Origin of the sequence: Bacillus sp. NMCC4, from assembly GCF_002998555.1 — a bacterium.
In the GTDB taxonomy this organism is placed as follows: Bacteria; Bacillota; Bacilli; order Bacillales; family Bacillaceae; genus Bacillus.
The window spans coordinates 16,159-38,281 of record NZ_PVRA01000014.1; the positions used below are offsets into that span (position 1 = coordinate 16,159).

Genomic DNA, 22,123 nt, shown 5'->3' on the forward strand with positions numbered 1-22,123 from the left:
AAAAAGATAAAGGAATGGGCAAACGTATGAAACTTTTAGATGAAATCATCGAATATAATCAACAGTTTATTGAAGAAAAGAAATACGAAGAATTTACAACAACGAAGTTTCCACAGAAAAAAGCTGTCATTCTGTCATGTATGGATACAAGACTTGTCGAGCTGCTTCCGCGTGCAATGAACATGAAAAATGGAGATATCAAGATCGTTAAAAGTGCTGGTGCTCTTGTTTCTCATCCATTTGGAAGTATCATGCGAAGCATTTTAGTGGCTGTTTATGAATTAAATGCTGACGAGGTTTATGTCATTGGGCATCATGATTGTGGTATGAGCAAAATAGACAGTCAAACACTTTTAAACAAAGCCATTGAGCGTGGTATTCCAGAAAAGCGTATTGAAGTACTGGAATACTCAGGAATCGACTTTAAACAGTGGCTCAAAAGCTTTAGTTCTGTTGAAGAGAGCGTGAAGGACAGTGTGTCCGTTGTAAAAAATCACCCGCTTCTTCCATCAGATGTGCCTGTGCACGGTCTTGTCATTGATCCTGGAACAGGCAAGCTTGACTTAGTCGTCAACGGATATGAAGAAAAATAAGTTATTTTTCCTTTTTCGGCGGGACAGGATCGATGCCGCCAGGGTGGAGCGGATGACATTTTAAAATCCGTTTGATGGTGAGCCAGCCGCCTTTTAAAGCGCCATGCGTTTTGATCGCCTCTAGCCCATAGTTTGAGCATGTTGGGTAAAACCGGCAGCTAGGCGGTGTAAGAGGGGAAATACATTTTTGATAAAAGCGTATGAAGCCGATAAAAATTTGTTTCATAGAGGTTCCTCCTTGTCTGTCTTTCACAGTATAAGAAAAAAGGACAAGGAAGGAAAGTTTTATAAACTAAGCTGGTCGGAGAAATATGTTATAATATAGGAAATTGCAATTATAGGAGTGGTGATTATGCCTTCAGTTGAAAGCTTTGAACTTGATCATAATGCTGTAAAAGCGCCATACGTTCGTCATTGTGGCGTTCATAAAGTGGGATCAGATGGGGAAGTAAATAAATTTGATATTCGTTTTTGTCAGCCTAACAAGCAGGCGATGAAACCTGATACGATTCATACATTAGAGCATTTACTTGCGTTTAACATTAGAACACACTCAGAGAAATACGATCATTTTGATATCATTGATATTTCTCCAATGGGCTGCCAGACAGGCTACTATTTAGTGGTCAGTGGTGCACCTACTCCAAAAGAGATCGTTGAACTTCTTGATGCAACATTCAAGGATGCAGTTGAGGTAACAGAGATTCCTGCTGCAAACGAAGAGCAATGCGGCCAAGCGAAGCTTCATGACCTTGAAGGGGCAAAACGTTTGATGCGTTTCTGGCTTTCTCAAGATCAAGAAGAGCTCCTAAAAGTATTTGGTTAATAGATCATAAACCGGACATGTTGATGTCCGGTTTTTTGAATTCGATCATGAGATGTCAAAATAGGGGATATTTGTTAAAATGGACATGTCAGTAAAAGAAGGGGGAAACTCGGGATGCGAAAAATGTTGGGAATGATTTTGATGCTCATGTTACTAAGTGCATGTGGGAACTCTGCAGCAAATAGCGGCAAAGGGGAGGTGCCTGAGCTATTAGAAGTGAAGCTTACAGGACCTGAGCAAGTGGGGAAAAATGAAAGCGTTATAGTAAAAGCAGCTGTCACATATGGTGATACCCCTGTTGATGATGCAGACGATGTTCAATTTGAAGTGTGGAAAGATGGTGACAAAGATAACAGCAAGATGATTCAGCCAAAGAAAGAGAACAAAGGTGTATATGAATTGCATACAGCCTTTAAAAAAGATGGCCTTTATATCATACAAGTCCATGTGACAGCTAAACAGCAGCATAATATGCCGAAGACGAACATCCACGTAGGTGATGTGAAAAAAGAGAGTTCATCTACTGAAGCAGAAACCTCACATCATTAAGTGCGATTTATTTAGGGTTAGGACGTTGGTTTGGTTCAACATCCTGTGGTGAATCGATTTTATGCTTATATTCATAAGCCTTCGATGTTGTCCACAGTGATAAAAAGACAACGATTGAGATAATGATAAAGCTGATAATCCCAAGTAACAGCATCTAACTCCCTCCTTATTTCCATATTAACATATATTTCATGCAGTCAAAATAGAAGAAATTCATGGCAGGTTTCAGTATAATAGGAAAAGGGTATTCTCATACTATAAACGCAATTACATAAGGAGGAATGAACATGTCTGAAAAATTATTAAACGTCGTCAATAAACAAGTAGCTGATTGGACTGTGCTTTACGTGAAATTACATAACTATCATTGGTACGTAAAGGGAAAAGACTTCTTTACACTCCATGAGAAATTTGAGGAACTTTATACAGAAACAGCGACATACATTGATGATTTGGCTGAGCGTATGCTTGCGTTAAATGGACAGCCTGTTGCGACAATGAAAGAATGCTTAGAAATTTCTAGCATTCAAGAAGCTGAAGGCAATGAATCAGCGGAGCAAATGGTGAAAAATCTATATGATGATTTCTCCAATATCGCAGAGGAATTAAAGCAAGGAATGGAGCTGGCTGGAGAAGTTGGCGATGAAACAACAGGTGATATGCTGCTTGCGATACATCAATCTATTGAGAAACACAACTGGATGCTTAAAGCATTTTTAGGATAATACGAATGTGAAAGGAATGTCGATCATAAGATCGGCATTCTTTTTTGATGGATTTGTGACAGACAGCCCATTGAAATCATAGGGCTTTCAGCCGAAGAGAAAAGAGAAGGGAGGGGAGAAGATGTCTTCCATTGCAGGAATGATGAGTCAACAAGTCGCGAGCATTCAAAGAACACTCAATATTAGTTTGTTGAATTCACAGCTTGCTACGAATACAGCACAAGCTATGGTCATGCTGGATCAAGTTCAGCAGCAGCCTCAAGCTGTTCAGCCAAAGGATTCAGACGCTCGCTTTATTGATGTCAGAGTCTAAGAATGGAAGCCGCCGCACAAGGCGGCTTTTTTTCTTGTCATCACTCTGTCTGATTTAAAAGACGACGCCTTTATTTTTTGTCGTCCAAGCTATTGCGTGGATCCGGCATATACTATTGAGGTAAGGAGTTCCACTTTGAAAGGATGTTGATGCCATGTGAGCAAGGATTTAGGCATCTTTTCGTTGTTTACAGTCAGTTTGTCAGCGATGGGCTTTCTGTTTGGTGGAGCAGGATATTTACTGATGATATTAGTGACACTGATGGCCATCGAATTAATTTGTTCAAGCCTAAGAGAATCTTTGACTGGGCAGCTCACAATGAAACGTTTTTTTACACGGCTTGTTCGAAAGATTGTGACGGTCTCCTTAATATCGATGGCGCATTTCTTCGATGTCATGCTGAAGACAAATGGGATGATTAAGGATTTAGCGATCATCTTTTATATTATTTATGAATCTTACCAAATCGTCTCGACAGCCAATGCCCTCGGAATTCCCATTCCACAGTTGTTTATTGATGTGTTGGACATGTTGAAAAATAAATTACGCAAAAAGCCGTAATTTCTTCATATCTGGTCATACTAAAGGAAAAAGGATGAATCAGATGGCGAGACACACATATTATGTATCTGTACAGGATGGGTCGATATCGCAGCATAGAGATGCGGCGGCTTGGCAATTTCAAATAGAAGCAGATGATGATCAAATTTTGCAGCTGAGAGACTATTTCGATGAACAATATATGACAGATTGGAAAGGCTTCTTTCGAGCGCATGTTCCGTTTCTAGAATATCATTATGACAGTCCGAATGATGAAATGGATCGAAAAAGACAAGAGATTTACTCAATGATTTATGAGCTCGGGAATGAAGAGACAAAGAACTTTATTGAAACAAATGGATTAATGAATTGAAAAAGCATGTAGAGATTTTCTACATGCTTTATTTTCGCGGTTGTAAGATGCCTCCGATCAGGTCACTAAGCCCGCCTTTATTCTCTTGCTGTGATGTCTGTGAATTAGTGAAATCATGAGAAGAGCTCTGGCTTTGAGGCTTGTAGCGGTTATCATCTAAACCAACCCGTAAGCCAGATGTGCGCTCAGATGGCTGGATAATGACAATTTGGTCTTGTTCTTGAAACTCAAATAAGTAGGATTCACCAGATGTTTGTCCAATGAAGGTTTTCCAGTTCACATCTAATTTGACCTTCGGTGCTTTGCCTGTCCAAGCGACAATGGCGTCAGGATCTACACGGCAGGGGGCTTTTAAAATGAGCGGGTTTCCATTCGTTTTAATGGCGACCTGCGCTCCGTGGCCTTGATAGGAGAGCTTTGATGTAAACAGTCCTTTCTGTGATAAAATACCAACGCCTACTGGTGTCACGCCGTAATGACACTCCTCAGTAAAGGCAAGTAGATCTTCACTTTCTACACTTACATGCTGCCAAGGACCGCTCGGCTCAAGATTAATCACTGTCACGTGCTCGCTGGAATCAGCTAAATAACAAGTACCTTGTCCACTCACTTCCATCACCTCAAGGTTTTCACCTGTCAATTTTCTGCTGATGTGGTTAAATACTTGACTGACCATATTTCCTTTATTTGTCCCGAGTAGTCGTTTGCGGTATTGAAACGTTCCTTGATCGGCAATCATTGCGCCTTTTTTCGCAAAAAAGATTCCGCTGCCTTCTGCTTGTAAAGTGAGTTCTTCTATCGTGTTGAAATGAAATCCCATTGGTGCCGGCTCCTTTCCTGCGTCAAGATGTGAATCCGTAGATGCGGCATAAGTCATTTAAATCTAGCGTAGTTCCTTGCCCAGTCGCGATAATTTCCCATTCGTCCTCATCTCTTATGAGTTCAGCGCAAATGATGGAGGTACAATACGAATAATCTTCTGTTAATTGAAAGGTACAAATCTCTTGTTGCGAGATTTGATCAGTAAGATGCACGTAGGCGTTGGTCACTTGTCCAAAATGATGCTTGCGCTCGTGTGCATCATGTATTGTGGCTGTTACGACGATTTTATGAATATCAGGTGAGACTCTGCTTAACTGCATAATGATCATTTCATTGTCTCGATACCCGCCGCCAAATTGATGATCACCAAGATGACGAACAGCCCCGTCTAAGCTTTGCTGCTGATGATAATAGATCAGATGGCTTGGAGACAACAGCTTGTCCTCTTCATTTAAGAGAAACACTTGCGTATCTAAATCAATTGGCTGGCCAGCCAGATCCCAGCCAAGCCCGATATGAATTTGGTCAATATTTGGATTGTCTTTTGTTAAATCTAGCTTTTGTCCTTTGATGAGGTGTTTCTTGATCACCTCATGAGGTGCGTCTTCTTTCTCATTTTTCCTGAGCGGAAGCGCTTGATCTTTCTTTTGTTTTGACCCATTTGTTATACTCATGCTGTTTTCCTCCTCGTCGTGATAGGACAAACCCTTATTGATTTACGTCATCAAGGGATAAAAGGTTTCATGATTAAAATTGGATGAAGTTGGAGATGATAAAAAGGTTTTAGCAACAATAACCTCATTTTAAATACAGACGAGATGAAACCACTCGTTTGTTTCACTTTTGATAAAAATTCTTCAGAGAAATGTGATCTGTGGTATGATGTTTTACAAGAAGCAAGGACAGGATATGAGGGATTTCACATGCATGTATTTAAAGACTATTATCATAATACGGTCAAGCTCTCCTTTGAAGAGAAGCCTTTTTCAAGTCATCCAAAGCATGTTTGGGCCATCTGCCGCTACCAGGGAAAATGGCTGCTCACTGAACATGAGGATCGGGGCTATGAGTTTCCAGGAGGGAAAGTTGAGCCAAATGAAGAAGCAGACCAAGCCGCTATACGTGAGATTCAAGAAGAGACGGGTGCTGTTGTTCGTGAATTAACGTATATTGGCCAATATCAGGTGCTAGGCAGAGAAAAGGTCATCGTAAAGAATATTTATTTCGCTGATATTGAAAGGCTAGTGAAGCAGGACACGTATTTTGAAACGAAAGGACCTGTTCTTTTCGCAGACTTGCCAAGATCTATCGCAAAAAATAAGAATTTCAGTTTTATTATGAAAGATGATGTGCTAAGACAAAGTCTTGCTTATTTAGAAAAGAACGGTTTGATTCGTTAAAAAAAGCGCAGGGAGACCATCCCTGTGCTTTTTTTATTTTTGGAGAAAACGGCGTTCGAGCCATTCCACAAGCTGGTACATGATGGTAGCAAACACAGCAATAATGAAAAGACTTAAGAACACGAGTGTAAAGTTGAAGACTTGAAAGCCGTAAATAATCATGTAGCCGAGCCCTTTTGAGGATACAAGAAATTCCCCTACAATGACCCCAACCCAAGAAAGACCGACATTGACTTTGATGGCAGAAATCATCGTTGGAATACTGGCTGGCAACATGACCTCACGAAAGACGACGCCTTTTTTCGCGCCAAAGGTTTTCATCACCTTTAAATAATTCTCATCGACCTCTTGAAAGGCAGTGTAAATGACGATCGTTGTAATAATCACACTAATGATCGCACCCATCGCGACGATGCTGATCATGCCAGGACCAAGGGCAACAATTAAAATGGGGGCGAGGGCAACTTTCGGCATGGCATTTAAAATGACTAAATAAGGATCAAGAACGTTTGCTAATCGGGTGGACCACCATAAGGCGGCAGCGAGCAAAATGCCGCAAAAGGTACCAAGTAGAAAACCGAGCACCGTTTCAAATAACGTAATACTCATATGATTTACTAAAGAACCATCTGATATTTTTTGCACAAATAATTGGCAGACCGCAGATGGTGAACTGAAAATCAGCGGATCGATGAGCCTGAAATGACTGGCAAGCTCCCAAAGCGAAAAGAAGCTGGCGAATATGATGAACTGATAGATACGTGTGATACGTTTTTCCATTCGGTATTTTTTGCGATAGGCTTCATGTAAAAGGTCACTGTGTTTCAACTGTTTTCAGCTCCTTCCAAATCGTTTGAAAGAGCTCTTGGAAACGCGGGGTCTGTCTCGCTTCGAAAGGAGAGAGAGCCCTTATATCGTCTGGTACGGTAAAGATTCGCTGGATAGAGCCTGGATGCTTTGAGAATAAGAAAATGCGGTCACTCATCGCAATGGCTTCGCCGATGTCATGTGTCACAAGGACTGCTGTTTTTTGATAGTTTTTTAATGTGTGAAAGACGAGATCTTCTAATGTCAGTTTGGTTTGGTAGTCTAGCGCTGAAAATGGCTCATCTAGTAAAAGCAGACCGGGATCAACTGCAAGCGTTCGGGCGAGAGCCGCACGCTGCCTCATTCCGCCAGACAGCTCCTTAGGATATTTTTCCTCTACTTCATGCAGTCCAAACTTTGGCAGTAAATCAAGGGCAGCTGAGGTGGCCTCATGTGAATCTTGTTTCGCAATTTTTAACCCGAGAATCACATTTTCCTTGATGGTTTTCCAAGGAAACAAATAATCTTGCTGGAGCATATAGCCGATTTGATGCTCCTTTTGATTTGGTTCTTTTCCTTCGATTAAAATTCGACCTTCAGAGGGCGGCGTAATGCCTGCGATGATAGACAGCAAGGTGGTTTTTCCGCAGCCGCTGGGACCAATAAATGAGATGAATTCACCTTGGTCTATCTCCATATTGATGTGCTGTATAGCCGTTGTTTTTTCTTTTAAAGAGAAGTACGTGTGGGTCACATGGTCAATTTGAAGGAAAGACATGTGCTACCTCCTATTCTATTTGTGATCTGTGACCTTCTTTGCAATGGATGAATCGACAAGTTGTTTGTACGGGATAAATTCCGGCAATTCACCGCTCTCCTTCATGATTTCCTGCAATTTGTTCCATTCCTCTTCATTCAGAAGGGGATCTGTTGCATAGGAATCTTGCTGTTTGTAGCGTTTGATGGCAGTTGATAAGACATCAAGATCTGTATCAGGAAAATGAGATTGAATGGCCTTTGCGATCTCCTCAGGCTGCTTGGCTTCTACCCATTTCTGCGCTTTGTAAATGGCTCGGGTGAAGGCTTCAGCTGTCTCTTTGTTTTCCTCTAAGTAACTCTTCTTTGCCATGAAGGTAGTATATGGCACTTTGCCAGAAGCTTCTCCAAAGGAGGCGGTAATGTACCCTTTACCTTCTTTTTCAAGTAAGGAAGCGGTCGGTTCGAATAACTGCACAAAATCGCCAGTTCCAGAGGAGAACGCACCTGAAATGTTGGCAAAATCAATATTTTGAATCATGCGAAGATCCTTTTTTAAATCAATGCCTTCCTTTTTCAAGACATATTCACCGACCATTTGCGGCATGCCGCCTTTCCGCTGTCCTAAGAAGTCTTTCCCTTTTAATTGATCCCAAGAGAATTGGTTTATTTCCTCCCTTGAAACAAGAAATGTGCCGTCTGTTTGTGTCAGCTGTGCAAAGTTCATGACAGAGTCCTTTGTGTCTTGAGCCTCTACATAGATAGAGGATTCAGACCCGGTCAGGGCGATATCAGCACCGCTTGATAAGAGAGCTGTCATCGTTTTATCACCGCCCCAAGTGGTTTTCAGTTCAACCTCCAAGCCTTCTTCTTTGAAGAAATCCTCTGATAAGGCGACATATAGCGGAGCATAAAAGACCGAATGGGTCACCTCGGCTACTTGTACGGTCTGCTCTTGTTCTTTTTTACAGGCGACAAATGGAATAAAGAGCAGGACCACGACGATGAATGCCAGTCTGACTTTGATGGAACGATTCAAGAGTAATTCGCCTCCTTTGTTCTAGATCACTATTAAAGTATGTGAAAAGGGATTTTTGGTGAGTGCCTAGATGAAAATAAGAAGCGCATTGTTTATTTATAGAACGCGTCTTTTTTTCTATACTAGGGGAATGAATGCTTTCTTGAATTTGGCAGAAATAAAGGAGCGGTTTCGTGTATAAAGTGAGTTGGGTATTTGTTGGATGGTATTTAGTAGGTCTTATCTTAATGGTCTTTTTTGAAGTGCCAGCATGGCTTCAGTTTGCAAACGGAATCTTTCTTGTACTGTATGCCTGCTGCGTCATAGAGATTGGGCGACATATTTATGGCTCATGGGGGCTTGTGATCAAAAGGGCAGCCATTGTTGGGGTGCTTACATTTACGGTTGAGTGGGTAGGTATCACAACGGGGTTTCCATTCGGGGCCTATGACTATTATCCGACATTAGGTTTTCTAGTGGCAGGGGTGCCCTTAACCATTGCGTTTGCATGGGTTGGCGTGTTTTTAAACAGCCTTTTTTTATCCAGTCAGCAGTCAAAGTGGAGACGAGCCGTCGAAACGGGGATATGGATTGTCTTGCTTGACCTCATATTAGATCCAGTAGCAGCTGAGCGGAAGTTTTGGGTGTGGTATGACGGCGGTGGGTTTTATGGTATTCCTTTTGAGAATTTTATGAGCTGGGGTATGATTGGAGCAGGACTTTCATTTCTTTTCCCGCTTGTTTCAATTGATCAAAAGGCATTCAGCTGGACGAGCCGTATTTATCAGGCGATGGTGTTCTTTTTTGGTCTTTTGGCATTAAAGGGCGGACTCGATGTCATTTTTTATTTAGCACTGATCATTGTCATTTTGTGTGAAGGAAGGGTTCGATTTGAAAGAAAGCGACAAAAGCCGATCGTTTAGACGTATATTTTTACTTTATCTTGAGCGTTATTTACTCCATAAGCATTTCCGCTGTGTGATGATGAAAGGCTCGGTGGACCCGAAGGAGAAGCTGCCTGTTCTTTATCTCGCCAATCATAGCTCATGGTGGGATGGACTGATCATTTTTCTTTTAACAGAAAAAGCGTCTGAACTTGATCACTACATGATGATGGAAGAGAAGCAGCTGAAGCAATATGCTTTTTTCCGTAAGCTTGGAGCGTTTCCGGTTCATAAAGAGAACCTGAAAAGTGTCAAACAAGCATTGATGACAGCAAGAGAGAACATGCAGGCTGGCGGGGCTGTATGGCTTTTTCCACAGGGGAAAATTATGCATCAGGATATGCGGCCGCTTGAACTGGAAGGAGGGGCTTCTTTTTTAGTGAAGCAATTTGAGCAGGTCGTGGTGAAGCCTGTGACCTTGCAGTATACATTTAATCAATTTCAAAAGCCGACAGTTTCTGTTGTGTTCGGCGAAGATGCCTTAGTATCTGGCGGGGCACTACGAAGCAAGGACGTGACGCGTATGCTTGGAGATCTGCTTGAAACGCAGTTAAACCGACATCAAGCGCAGGTCATCGCTGATCCTGATCTTTCATTAAACGAAGAATTTAAACAGATGACAAGGACAAGTCAGTCAACAAGTGATGCGTTTGATTCTTTTAAAAAGTGGGTGAAAACATGGCGCTCTTCTTAACCGTGATCAGTGTGCTGCTGCTTTGTCAGTTTATGTTCACCATATGGAATATGAAGCAGTTTCCCGTGATAAAGTCCGCTTCTTTTTCGCCAGATGAACCCATTTCGTTATCGATACTGATTCCGGCTAGAAATGAGGAGAAGCGGATAGAAGCCTGTCTTCAGTCGATCGTTGATCAACGTCTTTATCCGAAAGAGCTCATTGTTCTTGATGATCATTCGACAGATCAGACAAGAGCGATTGTGGAGCGCTTTGCAGAAGCGTATCCGTGGATTCGTGTCCAGTCAGGCCAAGCGTTAAAGCAAGGCTGGCTAGGTAAATCATTTGCCTGTTCTCAGCTCGCTGAGGTAGCAGCTTCTGATTGGCTGCTATTTTTAGATGCGGATGTCCGGTTAAAAAGAGGGGCAATTGAAGCAGTGTATCAGCAGGTATGCACGCAAAATACGGGCATGCTGTCAGGTTTCCCAGAACAAAAAACAGGTACATTCTTTGAGCATCTTGTGGTTCCCATGATGATGTTTACCATAGGCTGTCATCTGCCAGTGAAGTGGGTAAGGAATTCAAGGAACCCCGCTTTTGCCGCAGCACATGGAGGCTTTATTGCCATTGAAAAGAATTGCTATCACGACATCGGCGGGCATGAAGCGATTAAGAATTCGCTAGTGGATGATATGGCCTTGGCTAGACGAGTGAAGGAAAAAGGCTTTCCGTTCACACTTGCAAGCATTCATCCATTTGTGTATATGAGAATGTATGAGAGTGGACAAGAGGTTTGGAAAGGCTACCGGAAAAATTTATTCCCAGGTGTCAATCGAAGCATTGCTTTATTAAGCAGCGTCTTTTGTTTATACACCATGCTTTATTTGGCTCCTGTCATTTGTGTGATGATTGCTTTGCTGCAGCTAGATGTGCTGAGTATATGCATAGCCATTCTTTGCTACGGGCTGGGTGTGTCGATCAAAGCGGCAATTGATATCGAGAACGGGAGAACATCTGCAATGGCCTTTTTATTGCCAGTCAGCATATTAAGTTTGATCGCCATAGGCTTTGCTTCTATGAAAATCGGGCTGAAAAAAGAAGGGTATGAATGGAAAGGGAGAAGGTACGAATGAAAAAAGTGATCATCATTGGAGGCGGGCTTGGCGGATTATCAGCAGCGATCCGCTTACAGTCACGCGGGGTTCAGGTCACCATATTAGAAAAAGAAGCGGCTTTAGGCGGGAAATTGCAGCGCCATCAGGGAGCTGGCTACTCTTTTGATCTAGGACCGAGTACCATTACAATGAAGTCATACTTTGAGGAAGTGTTTGCTTCCTGTCATAGACGGATGGAGGATTATGTCACATTTTATCCGATTTCTCCTCTGACCAAAAACGTTTTTTCAGATGGACATACGGTCGAATTTACGCCCAATTTTGAGCAAATGGAATCTCAAATTGCAGCATTCAGTCCTGAAGATGCGAAGCAATACCGTGCATTTTTACAGGAATCAAAGATGCTTTTTCAAAAGGCTGAGGAGCAGTTTTTAAATCGTTTGTTATTGACGTGGAAGGATAAGGCGGATGTAAAGCTCATGAAAGCACTTCTCTCAGTCAAACCGTTTACAACCGTTCAACGCCTGCTGCGTCAATATTTCCGTCATCCGCATACTTTGGCGATGTTTGGACGGTATGCTACATACATCGGCTCTTCTCCCTATGAGGCACCGGCTATTTTTAATATGATGGCGTATTTAGAAGGGGAGAAAGGGATTTATGGAATAAAGGGCGGTACATATCGTTTAGTTGAAGCATTTGAGACTTTGGCAAAGGAATTAGGCGTACAGATTCACCTCAATGAACAAGTCAACAAGATTCATGTGAAGGACCGGCGAATCAAAGGAGTAGAGACGGCTCAGCAGATGTATGAAGCAGATCAAGTTATTGCAGGGGCGGACGCGCTGACTGTTTACCGCCATCTGATTGATGAAAAAGACCGCCCGAGCTTTTTAAATCAAAAGCTGGCTAATATTGAACCGTCATTATCTGGCTTTGTTCTCTTATTAGGTGTACCTAAAGTCTATGAACAGCTGTCCCATCACAATGTGTTTTTCCCAGAGAATTATGAGCAAGAATTCAAAGATATTTTTCAGAAAAAACAACTGCCTCAGGATCCAACGCTTTACATATGTTATTCAGGTCATTCAGAACCAGCTTTAAGCGGAGGACAGGGAAGAAGCAACCTTTTTGTACTGACGAATGCGCCTTATGTGACAAAAGAGCAAGATTGGGGCATGCTAAAGGAGACGTATCGGCAGCATTTGAAAACAAAATTAAAGGAAAAGGGTCTCTTTGATATGGATGAGGTTGCCGAATATGAAGCGGTTCAAACTCCGCTTGATCTGCAGCAGAAAACAGGAGCATATCATGGCGCCATTTATGGCATGTCTTCCAACTCGTTCAAGCAGGCGTTCTTCCGAATCAATAATCAGTCAAAGGACATTGAAGGGCTTTGGTTTGTTGGAGGAACAACTCATCCAGGCGGCGGCACGCCGATGGTGACAAAATCAGGCCAGCTCGTCGCAGAAGCGATCATTTTAAGCACTTGACGTAAGAACAGATGAAAAGGAGAGAAATCAAGTGATTGTGGAAAAAAGAAGGTTTCCGTCCCCCCATCCGCATATTCACTTATTTACAGTGACCTATGAGGCAGATGGGCTTCGGATCAAAGGGCTGCTCGCTGAACCGGCCGGAGAAGGTTTCTATGACGGCTTTTTGTATTTACGAGGCGGCATTAAAAATGTGGGGATGGTGAGACCAGGCCGGATTGTGCAATTTGCAGCGCAGGGCTTTGTCGTATTTGCTCCCTTTTACCGAGGAAATCAGGGAGGCGAAGGGAACGAAGATTTTGCCGGAGAGGACCGGAAAGATGCTTTTGCTGCCTTTCAATTGTTAAAGCACCACAAAAAGGTGAAGCAGGATCGTATTCATATCTTTGGTTTTTCGCGCGGAGGGATTATGGGCATTTGGACCGCTGTTGAAATGAAACAAGAGGCGGCTTCCTTTGTGACATGGGGAGGCGTCAGTGATATGAAGCTCACCTACGAAGAGCGTGTGGATATGAGAAGAATGATGAAGCGTGTGATTGGCGGTCCCCCGCACAAGGTGCCAGAGGCCTATGAGGACAGAACGCCTTTAAATGATGTGGACAAAATTGAAGCGCCTGTTCTCATCATCCACGGAGAAGAGGATCAGAATGTATCGATTGAGCATGCGTATTTATTAGAAGATGCGCTGCGCCAGCACGGAAAGTCAGTGGAGACTTGGTATTTTCACGGATACAACCATTATTTCCCACCGCAGCATAATCGGGAAATTGTCAGAAGGCTGACGACATGGATGCACAGCCGGAAAAGCGGAAATGTGGTAAAATAAGCAGTATAACGAAATTTAGAAAGTAGGGGGATTTTCAATATGGGAATGCCTGTTGAATTTAATACAATGATTGTCACGAAGGGAAAAGAGACAAGAATTGAAGAAAATGTATTTGAGCTCATGAAGGAAGGGTACCGCATTTATCCATTAAATATTCCGCTTGAGGTGCGTAAAACGAAAGACGGAGAAAAAACAGGGACAGCACACGTTGAAAAGCTGGAGCTTACAGACAATGTCACAAAAGTGACTTACCGTCTTGTGTCCCTGCATTCAACGAACTAACAAAAAAAGCTGAGGGAATGATTCCCCTCAGCTTTTGTCATTTGATTATACGCGTGGTCCGCCTTTGGCTTCAATGTCACTTGCTGCGTGGCTGAATTTTTGGAAGTTCTTTTTAAATTCATTGGCAAGGAAGTGTGCTTTTTCTTGATAAGCCTCTTGGTCATCCCATGTTTTAGAAGGTTGAAGCACTTCATCTGGTACGCCAGGAATATGAAGCGGGATGTGTAATCCAAAGATGTCATCAGTGATCATTTCGGCGTTGTCGAGGTCACCTTCGATCGCTGCCTGCACCATTGCTCTAGTATGCGCTAGATTCATGCGTTTGCCTGTACCATAGCCTCCGCCAGTCCAGCCTGTATTCACAAGGAATACTTTTGCGCCGTGCTCATCAATTTTTTTGCCAAGCATTTCAGCATAGACGTGAGCTGGAAGCGGCAAGAACGGTGAACCGAAGCAAGTAGAGAATGTCGTTTCTGGTGATGTGACACCACGCTCAGTTCCTGCTAATTTACTTGTGTAACCGCTCAAGAAATGGTACATTGCCTGTTCTTTTGTTAAACGGCTGATTGGAGGTAAAACGCCAAATGCATCAGCTGTTAAGAAGACAATGGCAGAAGGATGTCCTGCGATACTTGGCTTCACGATGTTATCAATCATTTCGATTGGGTAAGCAGCGCGTGTGTTTTCAGTGAAGAATGTGTCATCATAATCCGCTTCACGTGTTTCTTCATCAAGCACAACATTTTCAAGAACTGATCCGAAGCTGATGGCTTTGTAGATTTGCGGTTCTTTTTCTTCGCTTAAGTTCACACATTTCGCATAGCATCCGCCCTCAATATTGAAGACTCCTGAGCCAGACCAGCCGTGTTCATCGTCACCGATCAGCTTGCGGCTTGCACTTGCAGAAAGCGTCGTTTTCCCAGTACCTGAAAGGCCGAAGAATAATGCGACATCGCCTTCTTGACCGACGTTTGCTGAGCAGTGCATGGATAAAATATCTTGCTCAGGAAGCAGGTAATTCATGACAGAGAAAATGGACTTTTTCATCTCTCCTGCATATTCTGTACCACCGATCAGAATGGTGCGTTTTTCAAAAGAAACGATAATAAACGTTTCAGAGTTTGTGCCATCTGTTTCAGGATCTGCTTTAAAATGCGGTGCAGATAAGATGGTGAATGGTTTTTCGTTTGAAGAAGGTGTTGATCCGTCAGGTCTGATGAATAGCTGCTTTGCAAAGAGATTGTGCCATGCAAATTCGTTTACCACTGTAATTGGCATACGGTATCTTTCATCAGCGCCGGCAAATCCTTCAAAGACGAATAGTTCATCACGTTCTTTTAAGTATGACACAACCTTTGTATATAAACGGTCAAATGCTTCTTTAGAGATCGGCTGGTTGACTTGACCCCAATCAATTTTATGTTCAGAGCTTTCTTCTTTGACGATAAATTTATCTTTAGGCGAACGTCCTGTGTAGGCACCAGTTGTAGCGCGGACAGCTCCTGTTGATGTTAAGACGCCTTCATCACGTGCCAAAATCTTTTCAACAAGTTTCGGAACAGATAAATTTTGGTGCGTATTTTCTAATGAGAACAATGACTGCAAATCTTCTTTTAAATCCACTGAGTTCATAAAAAAACCCTTCCTTTACCGTTGAATTTGTTTGTTTCGATTAGTATAACACATTGATAATAATAGTCTATACTATTTAAATATTTTTGTGTGTGTTTTTTCATTTCTGCTATGAAAATATGCTTTTTGGTGATGCTAAGGGTGAGGTAAAAAAAGAGGGGAGATAATTCTGATGAAGCATTGACATGATGCAAGGGTTTGAGATAAGATATCTTATTGAACGGATACTCTTATCCCGAGTTGGTGGAGGGACAGGCCCGATGAAGCCCAGCAACCGGTTTCTTGTGAAAAAGGCATGAATATGCTGAGAAACCAAGGTGCTAACCTGATGCAAGGTACAAGAACACCTTGAGCGATAAGAGTGAAAGGCATGCGATCTCAGACCCTTTCCTCGCAATGAAGGAAATGGTTTTTTTATTTTTGGGATATCATATGAACAAATTGCCAATAACATCTCTAATAGAAACGTTTTCAAATATAAGAGGGAACGAGTTCCGTATCATATTGGAGGCCTCATCTTGGGATGATGTGGTCTTGTACAGGAGGAAATAGCCATTATGAGTCAAAATCGTCGTTTATTTACTTCAGAATCAGTAACAGAAGGACATCCGGATAAAATCTGTGATCAAATTTCAGACAGCATTTTGGATGAAATTTTAAAGAAAGATCCAAATGCACGTGTTGCCTGTGAAACTTCTGTTACAACGGGTCTCGTATTAGTAAGCGGTGAAATTACAACGTCTACTTATGTCGATATTCCAAAGACGGTGCGTGACACGATTAAGGAAATTGGCTACACACGTGCGAAATATGGTTTTGATGCGGAAACATGTGCAGTGCTCACATCCATTGATGAACAGTCTGCTGATATTGCGCAAGGTGTAGACAAAGCGCTTGAAGCACGTGAAGGAACAATGACTGAAGAAGAAATTGATGCGATCGGTGCAGGTGACCAAGGATTGATGTTTGGTTTTGCCAACAACGAAACCGAAGAGCTCATGCCGCTGCCGATTTCACTAGCGCATAAATTATCTCTGCGTTTAACAGAAGTGCGCAAGGATCAAACACTTGCCTATCTTCGTCCAGACGGAAAAACACAAGTAACAGTAGAATATGATGAGCAAAATAAACCTGTTCGTATTGACACAGTGGTTATTTCTACGCAGCATGCACCAGAAGTGACGCTTGAACAAATTCAAAGCGACTTAAAAGAGCATGTCATCCGCCCTGTGGTTCCAAGCGAACTCATTGACGAAGAGACAAAATACTTTATTAACCCAACAGGCCGTTTCGTCATCGGTGGACCTCAAGGAGATGCTGGTTTAACTGGACGTAAAATCATCGTTGATACGTATGGCGGGTACGCTCGTCATGGCGGCGGTGCTTTCTCTGGGAAGGACGCAACAAAGGTTGACCGTTCTGCGGCATACGCTGCTCGTTACGTAGCGAAAAACATCGTAGCTGCCGGTCTTGCAGATTCTTGTGAAGTACAACTTGCTTATGCAATTGGTGTTGCACAGCCTGTATCGATTTCAATTGATACATTCGGAACAGGAAAAGCTTCTGAAGAAAAATTAATTGAAGTGGTTCGTGCGAACTTTGATCTTCGTCCAGCTGGCATTATTAAAATGCTTGACCTGCGTCGTCCGATCTATAAACAAACAGCTGCATACGGACATTTCGGCCGTCATGATTTAGATCTTCCGTGGGAAAAAACGGATAAAGCCGATACACTTCGTAAAGAAGCATTAGGACAATAACAACATAGAAAACCGCTTATTTTAAGCGGTTTTCCTTTTGATTAAAAAAAATTCTACAAAAAGTGAAAAAATGTGAAACAAAATCGGACAAAATACTGTCTAATTATAGGTCTACTTTTAAGAAATAACATAACGTGGAGGCAATAATATGTGTGGGTTTGTTGGTGTATTTAATCACCGTCCATTGTCCGAAACTACTGAGCAGGAAGAGTTAATTAAACAAATGAATCGTCTCATCGTTCACCGTGGTCCCGATGATGAGGGTTACTTTCATGACGAGCATGTAGGATTTGGATTTAGACGTTTAAGTATTATAGATGTTGAGCACGGAAAGCAGCCGCTTTCTTATGAAGATGAAAAGTATTGGATTATTTTCAACGGAGAAATTTATAACTATGTGGAGCTGAAGGAAGAGCTTGTGAAAAAGGGCTATACGTTCAGCACAGATTCTGATACGGAAGTACTGCTTGCCACATACCGTCATTATAAAGAAGAGGCGGCTTCTAAACTTCGCGGCATGTTTGCATTTTTAATTTGGGATAAAGAAGCGCAGCAATTATATGGCGCGAGAGATCCTTTTGGCATCAAACCGCTTTATTTTACACAAATGGATGAGCAAGTGTACTTTGCGTCTGAACGCAAAAGCTTGATGGCTGTGAACGAGAACATTTTATTTGATGAGACTTCATTGCAGCAGTACATGTCGTTCCAGTTCGTTCCTGAGCCAAATACACTTGATCAAAAGGTGCACAAAGTTGAGCCTGGTCATCAGTTTATTTTACGCCCAGGACAGGAGATCGAATTTAAGACATACTGGAAGGTTCAATTCAAGCCTGAACAAACACAAGAAGAGAAATTAATAGAAGAAGTACGCGATGCAATCTATGATTCTGTGAAAGTTCACATGAGAAGTGATGTACCTGTTGGTTCATTCCTATCAGGTGGTATTGATTCTTCCTTCATCGTGTCTGTCGCAAAGGAATTACACCCTGAGCTGAAGACATTCTCTGTTGGCTTCCAGCAGGATGGCTTTAGTGAAGTCGATGTCGCGAAGGAAACAGCTGATAAGCTAGGCTTACAAAACTTCAGTGCCGTCATTTCTCCAGAGGAATATATGAACGAGCTTCCGAAGATTGTCTGGCATTTAGACGATCCTTTAGCTGATCCGGCGGCGATTCCATTGTATTTTGTGGCAAAAGAAGCGAAGAAACAAGTGACGGTTGTTCTTTCAGGTGAGGGAGCGGACGAGCTGTTCGGCGGATATAATATTTACCGTGAGCCTCTTTCTCTTAAACCATTTGAATCTGTACCATCTATGCTGAAAAAGCTTCTTCTTCGTCTGGCGCGATTAATGCCAGAAGGAATGAAAGGGAAGAGCTTTATCGTTCGCGGCTGTACGCCATTAGAGGAACGTTATATCGGTAATGCGAAAATCTTTGAAGAGCCAGTGAAGAAAAATCTCTTAAAACATTATGATCCAAGCATCACGTATCGTGACGTAACGAAGACATACTTCGAGGAAAGCGCAGGCTACAGTGATATTAACAAAATGCAATATGTTGATATTCATACGTGGATGCGCGGAGACATCTTACTGAAAGCAGACAAGATGACGATGGCGAATTCTCTTGAGCTTCGTGTTCCATTCCTTGATAAGGTCGTTTTTGAAGCGGCTTCTAAAATTCCAGAAGAGCTGAAAACAAAAGATGGCACAACGAAATATTTATTGCGTAAAGCAGCAGAGGGCATTGTGCCTGACCATGTGTTAAACCGTAAAAAGCTTGGTTTCCCTGTGCCAATTCGTCATTGGCTGAAAAATGAGATGAATGCTTGGGCGAAAGACATCATCAAAAACAGTCAAACAGATGAATACATTAACAAGCAATATGTGCTTGATTTATTAAATGAGCATTGTGCTGGCAAAGCAGATCATAGCCGTAAGATTTGGACCGTCCTCATCTTTATGATTTGGCACAGCATTTATGTGGAGCGCAGCATTGATCCAGAGCAGTTGAATCATCAACCGAAAGAAGTCATCTTTAGTTAATGAAAAAAGGTTTTCAGCTTTGTGCTGAAAACCTTTTTTGTCATGATAGAAAGCAGTGGAAAAGGGTAAAATAACAAGCGGTTCATAGTTATTGCTTAATATCCTGAAAAAAACATGATAAAGTGAAGATACACGTATGATGTTAACGGGATAAAAGGGAACGATAGTATTGTCCTTTTTCTACATATTCTCTACGGATTCTGTCCATGTCTTGGATATCTTCATCTGTTAACTGACGGACGACCTTGGCTGGACGGCCAAAAGCGAGTGATCCTTTTGGAATAACCTTTCCTTGAGGGACAAGACTACCTGCACCGATAAAGGCACCTTCGCCAATTTCTGCACCATCGAGAATGATGGACCCCATACCAATGAGGGCATTTTTTCGAATGATTGAGCTATGTAATGTGACTTGGTGTCCAATGGTAGCACCATCTTCTATAAGAAGTGTTTTTCCAGGACTTTGATGCAGACAGGATAAATCTTGAATATTGACGTTTTTTCCAATTCTCACAGGAGCGACATCGCCTCTGATGACGGTTTGAAACCACACGCTCGAATATTCTCCAATCGTGACATCACCAGTAATGGTGACGTTATCTGCGACAAAGACCGATTCATGAATCTCAGGTGTAAACTGATGATATGGATAAATCACTTTTTCGACTTCCTTTCTTAATACAACATTTGTGAGGTGTTTACTTTGTGGACTTGGCATGCTGAAAGACCAGTTGGTACAATTGTAATTGTACATGGTGCGAGTGAATATCACGGCCGATATAAATGGCTGATCGAAATGTGGCGAAATGCAGGCTATCACGTCGTTATGGGTGACCTCCCTGGGCAAGGGACATCGACACGTGCGCGCGGCCACATTCGCTCGTTTCAGGAATACATTGATACAATAGATGAATGGATCGAACATGCGAAATCATTCAGGCTTCCTACTTTTTTACTTGGACACAGTATGGGTGGACTCATTTCAATTGAGTGGATCAAGCAGTATACCCATACGAAGATTGATGGCCTTATTTTATCATCACCTTGTTTAGGTCTGCAATTTAAACCGAAGAAGCTAATGGATTTTGCATCAAAAGGTCTAAATGTGCTGGCACCGTCCTTTAAAGTCGAGTCAGGGCTGTCGATTGAACTAGCCACACGGAATCAGGCTGTGATTGAGGCAGACTCAAATGATTCTCTTTACGTAACAAAGGTGTCGGTTCGCTGGTACCGAGAGCTGATCAAAAATATTGATGCGGCCATGCAGCCAACGAATGTCTTTAAATCGATTCCGCTCCTTTTAATGCAGGCGGGCGATGATAAGATCGTGGATAAAACGAGGGTGATCAAATGGTTCAATGGCATTGAATCAACCAATAAATCATACCGTGAATGGGAAGAACTGTATCACGAAATTTTTAATGAACCGGAAAGAGAAGATGTGTTTAAGGCAGCAAGAGCCTTTACAGATCAATATATTTGATGGTGAGCTTTAAGTTGGGGGTGGATTGATTTGTCAGTACCAGAGCGTCCTTTTGCACTGATGACAAAGGTGTATAAAGATATTTTTCCGCTTGTTCATCAGGAGCTGAAAAAGTGGCGGGCTCATGCAGAAATGATTGAAAATGAAGAACTGCGAACGCAGGCACTAGCGAGCATATCCAGTAAAACCTTTCACTGTGAAGGCGGAGGCATTTTATCTCTTCTAGCAGGTGAGGCGAAAGAAACGTGTATTGAATTCATTGTGGCGTATCAAACCATCAGTGATTACTTAGATAACCTATGTGACCGCAGCACGTCGCTGGATCCAAAAGATTTTCATATGCTGCATCAAGCGATGAGAGATGCGCTTGATATTCATGCTGAGCTCAAGCCTTACTATCAATTCCGTGATGATCAAGAGGATCATGGGTATTTACATGCGCTTGTCCGCACATGTCAAGACGTGCTTACGCGCCTTGAGCATTATCCAATCATTCAGCCATATTTACACACGCTGTGTGATTACTACAGTGATTTGCAAGTACATAAACACGTCGTTCCTCATGAGCGGGTCCCGCGGCTAGAATCGTGGTTTCGCCAGTATGAAAAGGATTTGCCTAAGATGGAATGGTATGAATTTTCAGCTTGTGCAGGATCAACGTTAGGGATTTTCTGTCTTGTGGCGTATGCGCTGCAGCCGGATTTTACAGAAAAGCAGGCGAAGCAAATTTACGAAAGCTATTTCCCTTATATCCAAGGTCTGCACATTTTACTTGATTATTTAATTGACCAAGAAGAAGACCGGCTTGGGGGAGATCTGAACTTTTGCTCCTACTATGCTTCTCATCATGAGATGATGGATAGACTTCAGCATTTTATTGAAAAAGCGGATGAGCAGCTGAAAGGCATTCCGCACGAAAACTTTCACAAATTGATTAACAGAGGGTTACTGGCAGTCTATTTGTCCGATGAAAAAGTGACAGCCCAAAAAGAGATGAATAAGCTGGCAAAACGGCTGATCAAATCAAGCGGGAAAACATCATTCTTTTTCTATATCAACGGAAGAGCTTACCGGACCTATCAGAAAATGCCTTGGATGAAATCCTCATAAAAAAGCTCAAATCCATTAGGATTTGAGCTTCAGCGC

At 42.3% G+C, this 22,123-nt stretch carries 27 protein-coding genes and 1 riboswitch; of the genes, 18 read left to right on the forward strand and 9 right to left on the reverse strand.

The window, feature by feature from the left end:
- The first annotated feature begins 26 nt into the window (after positions 1-26).
- Entirely contained in the window at positions 27-593 is a 567-nt protein-coding gene (locus C6Y02_RS18255; protein ID WP_034665310.1) for a beta-class carbonic anhydrase, read from the forward strand.
- Between the two features lies 1 nt (position 594).
- On the opposite strand, the gene yidD is transcribed toward C6Y02_RS18255, so the two are convergent.
- The gene (gene yidD / locus C6Y02_RS18260) at positions 595-819 is read right to left on the reverse strand and encodes a membrane protein insertion efficiency factor YidD (RefSeq protein WP_106031917.1); all 225 of its coding nucleotides are present in this window, start codon (positions 817-819) and stop codon (positions 595-597) included.
- Between the two features lie 126 nt (positions 820-945).
- Between yidD and C6Y02_RS18265 the strand changes: the two genes are divergently transcribed.
- Together C6Y02_RS18265 and C6Y02_RS18270 are read left to right on the forward strand one after the other, a co-directional pair.
- Entirely contained in the window at positions 946-1,419 is a 474-nt protein-coding gene (locus tag C6Y02_RS18265; protein ID WP_003217624.1) for an S-ribosylhomocysteine lyase, read from the forward strand.
- A 114-nt stretch (positions 1,420-1,533) separates the two neighbouring features.
- On the forward strand, positions 1,534-1,968 hold the full coding sequence (locus C6Y02_RS18270; RefSeq protein WP_106031918.1) for a FixH family protein: 435 nt from the start codon (positions 1,534-1,536) through the stop codon (positions 1,966-1,968).
- A 7-nt stretch (positions 1,969-1,975) separates the two neighbouring features.
- Here C6Y02_RS18270 and ytzI read toward each other — a convergent pair whose 3' ends face one another.
- Positions 1,976-2,122: a YtzI protein gene (ytzI, locus tag C6Y02_RS18275; RefSeq protein WP_106031919.1), complete on the reverse strand. Its 147-nt coding sequence runs from the start codon at positions 2,120-2,122 to the stop codon at positions 1,976-1,978.
- Between the two features lie 133 nt (positions 2,123-2,255).
- Here ytzI and C6Y02_RS18280 point away from each other — a divergent pair, with 133 nt between their 5' ends.
- The 4 genes from C6Y02_RS18280 to C6Y02_RS18295 all read left to right on the forward strand — a co-directional run bounded on the left by C6Y02_RS18280 (position 2,256) and on the right by C6Y02_RS18295 (position 3,919).
- On the forward strand, positions 2,256-2,693 hold the full coding sequence (locus C6Y02_RS18280) for a Dps family protein (protein ID WP_003217576.1): 438 nt from the start codon (positions 2,256-2,258) through the stop codon (positions 2,691-2,693).
- 121 nt (positions 2,694-2,814) lie between these two features.
- On the forward strand, positions 2,815-3,006 hold the full coding sequence (locus C6Y02_RS18285; RefSeq protein ID WP_034665322.1) for a hypothetical protein: 192 nt from the start codon (positions 2,815-2,817) through the stop codon (positions 3,004-3,006).
- Positions 3,007-3,162: 156 nt separating this feature from the next.
- Positions 3,163-3,567, forward strand: coding sequence for a phage holin family protein (locus tag C6Y02_RS18290; protein ID WP_060597096.1), 405 nt, complete (start codon positions 3,163-3,165; stop codon positions 3,565-3,567).
- A gap of 43 nt (positions 3,568-3,610) precedes the next feature.
- Positions 3,611-3,919 (forward strand): hypothetical protein, encoded by a 309-nt coding sequence (locus tag C6Y02_RS18295; protein WP_034665329.1) that lies wholly within the window; start codon positions 3,611-3,613, stop codon positions 3,917-3,919.
- Between the two features lie 28 nt (positions 3,920-3,947).
- Here C6Y02_RS18295 and C6Y02_RS18300 read toward each other — a convergent pair whose 3' ends face one another.
- Both C6Y02_RS18300 and C6Y02_RS18305 read right to left on the reverse strand, forming a co-directional pair.
- The gene (locus C6Y02_RS18300) at positions 3,948-4,739 is read right to left on the reverse strand and encodes an AIM24 family protein (protein ID WP_034665541.1); all 792 of its coding nucleotides are present in this window, start codon (positions 4,737-4,739) and stop codon (positions 3,948-3,950) included.
- A gap of 22 nt (positions 4,740-4,761) precedes the next feature.
- Positions 4,762-5,415, reverse strand: coding sequence for a TerD family protein (locus C6Y02_RS18305; RefSeq protein WP_106031920.1), 654 nt, complete (start codon positions 5,413-5,415; stop codon positions 4,762-4,764).
- A 249-nt stretch (positions 5,416-5,664) separates the two neighbouring features.
- On the opposite strand from C6Y02_RS18305, the gene ytkD reads away from it, so the two are divergent.
- Positions 5,665-6,141, forward strand: a complete 477-nt coding sequence (gene ytkD, locus C6Y02_RS18310; RefSeq protein ID WP_034665337.1) for an RNA deprotection pyrophosphohydrolase — start codon at positions 5,665-5,667, stop codon at positions 6,139-6,141.
- A gap of 33 nt (positions 6,142-6,174) precedes the next feature.
- Here the strand turns inward: ytkD and C6Y02_RS18315 are convergent, their stop codons facing one another.
- The 3 genes from C6Y02_RS18315 to C6Y02_RS18325 are packed head-to-tail and all read right to left on the reverse strand — an operon-like array spanning position 6,175 to position 8,743.
- Entirely contained in the window at positions 6,175-6,921 is a 747-nt protein-coding gene (locus C6Y02_RS18315; protein WP_370876318.1) for an ABC transporter permease, read from the reverse strand.
- 34 nt (positions 6,922-6,955) lie between these two features.
- Positions 6,956-7,726 (reverse strand): ABC transporter ATP-binding protein, encoded by a 771-nt coding sequence (locus C6Y02_RS18320; RefSeq protein ID WP_034665342.1) that lies wholly within the window; start codon positions 7,724-7,726, stop codon positions 6,956-6,958.
- A 15-nt stretch (positions 7,727-7,741) separates the two neighbouring features.
- On the reverse strand, positions 7,742-8,743 hold the full coding sequence (locus C6Y02_RS18325; protein ID WP_106031921.1) for an ABC transporter substrate-binding protein: 1,002 nt from the start codon (positions 8,741-8,743) through the stop codon (positions 7,742-7,744).
- 173 nt (positions 8,744-8,916) lie between these two features.
- On the opposite strand from C6Y02_RS18325, the gene C6Y02_RS18330 reads away from it, so the two are divergent.
- From C6Y02_RS18330 to C6Y02_RS18355, 6 genes are read left to right on the forward strand one after another with little or no spacing between them, the layout of a single operon-like run.
- Positions 8,917-9,645, forward strand: a complete 729-nt coding sequence (locus C6Y02_RS18330) for a carotenoid biosynthesis protein (protein WP_106031922.1) — start codon at positions 8,917-8,919, stop codon at positions 9,643-9,645.
- Positions 9,614-10,360, forward strand: coding sequence for a lysophospholipid acyltransferase family protein (locus tag C6Y02_RS18335; protein ID WP_060597063.1), 747 nt, complete (start codon positions 9,614-9,616; stop codon positions 10,358-10,360). Before C6Y02_RS18330 ends, C6Y02_RS18335 begins: the two co-directional genes overlap by 32 nt.
- Positions 10,345-11,472 carry a glycosyltransferase family 2 protein gene (locus C6Y02_RS18340; RefSeq protein WP_106031923.1) on the forward strand — a complete coding sequence of 376 codons (1,128 nt, stop codon included), beginning with the start codon at positions 10,345-10,347 and terminating at the stop codon, positions 11,470-11,472. Before C6Y02_RS18335 ends, C6Y02_RS18340 begins: the two co-directional genes overlap by 16 nt.
- The gene (locus C6Y02_RS18345; RefSeq protein ID WP_106031924.1) at positions 11,469-12,947 is read left to right on the forward strand and encodes a phytoene desaturase family protein; all 1,479 of its coding nucleotides are present in this window, start codon (positions 11,469-11,471) and stop codon (positions 12,945-12,947) included. The genes C6Y02_RS18340 and C6Y02_RS18345 overlap by 4 nt, the downstream gene beginning before the upstream one ends.
- A 31-nt stretch (positions 12,948-12,978) precedes the next feature.
- Positions 12,979-13,773 (forward strand): alpha/beta hydrolase family protein, encoded by a 795-nt coding sequence (locus C6Y02_RS18350; RefSeq protein ID WP_060597060.1) that lies wholly within the window; start codon positions 12,979-12,981, stop codon positions 13,771-13,773.
- 39 nt (positions 13,774-13,812) lie between these two features.
- Positions 13,813-14,055, forward strand: coding sequence for a DUF2584 domain-containing protein (locus tag C6Y02_RS18355; RefSeq protein WP_003217584.1), 243 nt, complete (start codon positions 13,813-13,815; stop codon positions 14,053-14,055).
- Between the two features lie 45 nt (positions 14,056-14,100).
- On the opposite strand, the gene pckA is transcribed toward C6Y02_RS18355, so the two are convergent.
- Positions 14,101-15,687, reverse strand: a complete 1,587-nt coding sequence (pckA, locus tag C6Y02_RS18360) for a phosphoenolpyruvate carboxykinase (ATP) (RefSeq protein WP_060597059.1) — start codon at positions 15,685-15,687, stop codon at positions 14,101-14,103.
- Positions 15,688-15,914: 227 nt separating this feature from the next.
- Positions 15,915-16,049: riboswitch (SAM riboswitch) on the forward strand.
- A gap of 195 nt (positions 16,050-16,244) precedes the next feature.
- Here pckA and metK point away from each other — a divergent pair.
- Entirely contained in the window at positions 16,245-17,447 is a 1,203-nt protein-coding gene (metK, locus tag C6Y02_RS18365) for a methionine adenosyltransferase (RefSeq protein ID WP_034665356.1), read from the forward strand.
- Between the two features lie 148 nt (positions 17,448-17,595).
- Positions 17,596-19,494, forward strand: a complete 1,899-nt coding sequence (gene asnB, locus C6Y02_RS18370) for an asparagine synthase (glutamine-hydrolyzing) (RefSeq protein ID WP_060597058.1) — start codon at positions 17,596-17,598, stop codon at positions 19,492-19,494.
- Between the two features lie 142 nt (positions 19,495-19,636).
- Here asnB and C6Y02_RS18375 read toward each other — a convergent pair whose 3' ends face one another.
- A complete protein-coding gene (locus C6Y02_RS18375; protein ID WP_106031925.1) occupies positions 19,637-20,152 on the reverse strand; it encodes a gamma carbonic anhydrase in 516 nt (171 codons plus the stop codon).
- 45 nt (positions 20,153-20,197) lie between these two features.
- Between C6Y02_RS18375 and C6Y02_RS18380 the strand changes: the two genes are divergently transcribed.
- Positions 20,198-20,977, forward strand: a complete 780-nt coding sequence (locus tag C6Y02_RS18380; RefSeq protein WP_034665364.1) for an alpha/beta hydrolase — start codon at positions 20,198-20,200, stop codon at positions 20,975-20,977.
- A gap of 30 nt (positions 20,978-21,007) precedes the next feature.
- A complete protein-coding gene (locus tag C6Y02_RS18385; protein ID WP_060597057.1) occupies positions 21,008-22,087 on the forward strand; it encodes a tetraprenyl-beta-curcumene synthase family protein in 1,080 nt (359 codons plus the stop codon).
- The last annotated feature ends 36 nt before the right edge of the window (positions 22,088-22,123 follow it).

Coding starts and splice junctions, on each gene's coding strand:
- C6Y02_RS18340 (WP_106031923.1), top strand. CDS start 10,345: ATGGCGCTCTTCTTAACCGTGATCAGTGTGCTGCTGCTTTGTCAGTTT.
- C6Y02_RS18270 (WP_106031918.1), top strand. CDS start 1,534: ATGCGAAAAATGTTGGGAATGATTTTGATGCTCATGTTACTAAGTGCA.
- yidD (WP_106031917.1), bottom strand. CDS start 819: ATGAAACAAATTTTTATCGGCTTCATACGCTTTTATCAAAAATGTATT.
- C6Y02_RS18355 (WP_003217584.1), top strand. CDS start 13,813: ATGGGAATGCCTGTTGAATTTAATACAATGATTGTCACGAAGGGAAAA.
- pckA (WP_060597059.1), bottom strand. CDS start 15,687: ATGAACTCAGTGGATTTAAAAGAAGATTTGCAGTCATTGTTCTCATTA.
- C6Y02_RS18285 (WP_034665322.1), top strand. CDS start 2,815: ATGTCTTCCATTGCAGGAATGATGAGTCAACAAGTCGCGAGCATTCAA.
- C6Y02_RS18315 (WP_370876318.1), bottom strand. CDS start 6,921: ATGGAAAAACGTATCACACGTATCTATCAGTTCATCATATTCGCCAGC.
- C6Y02_RS18265 (WP_003217624.1), top strand. CDS start 946: ATGCCTTCAGTTGAAAGCTTTGAACTTGATCATAATGCTGTAAAAGCG.
- C6Y02_RS18255 (WP_034665310.1), top strand. CDS start 27: ATGAAACTTTTAGATGAAATCATCGAATATAATCAACAGTTTATTGAA.
- C6Y02_RS18280 (WP_003217576.1), top strand. CDS start 2,256: ATGTCTGAAAAATTATTAAACGTCGTCAATAAACAAGTAGCTGATTGG.
- asnB (WP_060597058.1), top strand. CDS start 17,596: ATGTGTGGGTTTGTTGGTGTATTTAATCACCGTCCATTGTCCGAAACT.
- ytkD (WP_034665337.1), top strand. CDS start 5,665: ATGCATGTATTTAAAGACTATTATCATAATACGGTCAAGCTCTCCTTT.
- C6Y02_RS18305 (WP_106031920.1), bottom strand. CDS start 5,415: ATGAGTATAACAAATGGGTCAAAACAAAAGAAAGATCAAGCGCTTCCG.
- ytzI (WP_106031919.1), bottom strand. CDS start 2,122: ATGCTGTTACTTGGGATTATCAGCTTTATCATTATCTCAATCGTTGTC.
- C6Y02_RS18320 (WP_034665342.1), bottom strand. CDS start 7,726: ATGTCTTTCCTTCAAATTGACCATGTGACCCACACGTACTTCTCTTTA.
- C6Y02_RS18300 (WP_034665541.1), bottom strand. CDS start 4,739: ATGGGATTTCATTTCAACACGATAGAAGAACTCACTTTACAAGCAGAA.
- C6Y02_RS18295 (WP_034665329.1), top strand. CDS start 3,611: ATGGCGAGACACACATATTATGTATCTGTACAGGATGGGTCGATATCG.
- C6Y02_RS18345 (WP_106031924.1), top strand. CDS start 11,469: ATGAAAAAAGTGATCATCATTGGAGGCGGGCTTGGCGGATTATCAGCA.
- metK (WP_034665356.1), top strand. CDS start 16,245: ATGAGTCAAAATCGTCGTTTATTTACTTCAGAATCAGTAACAGAAGGA.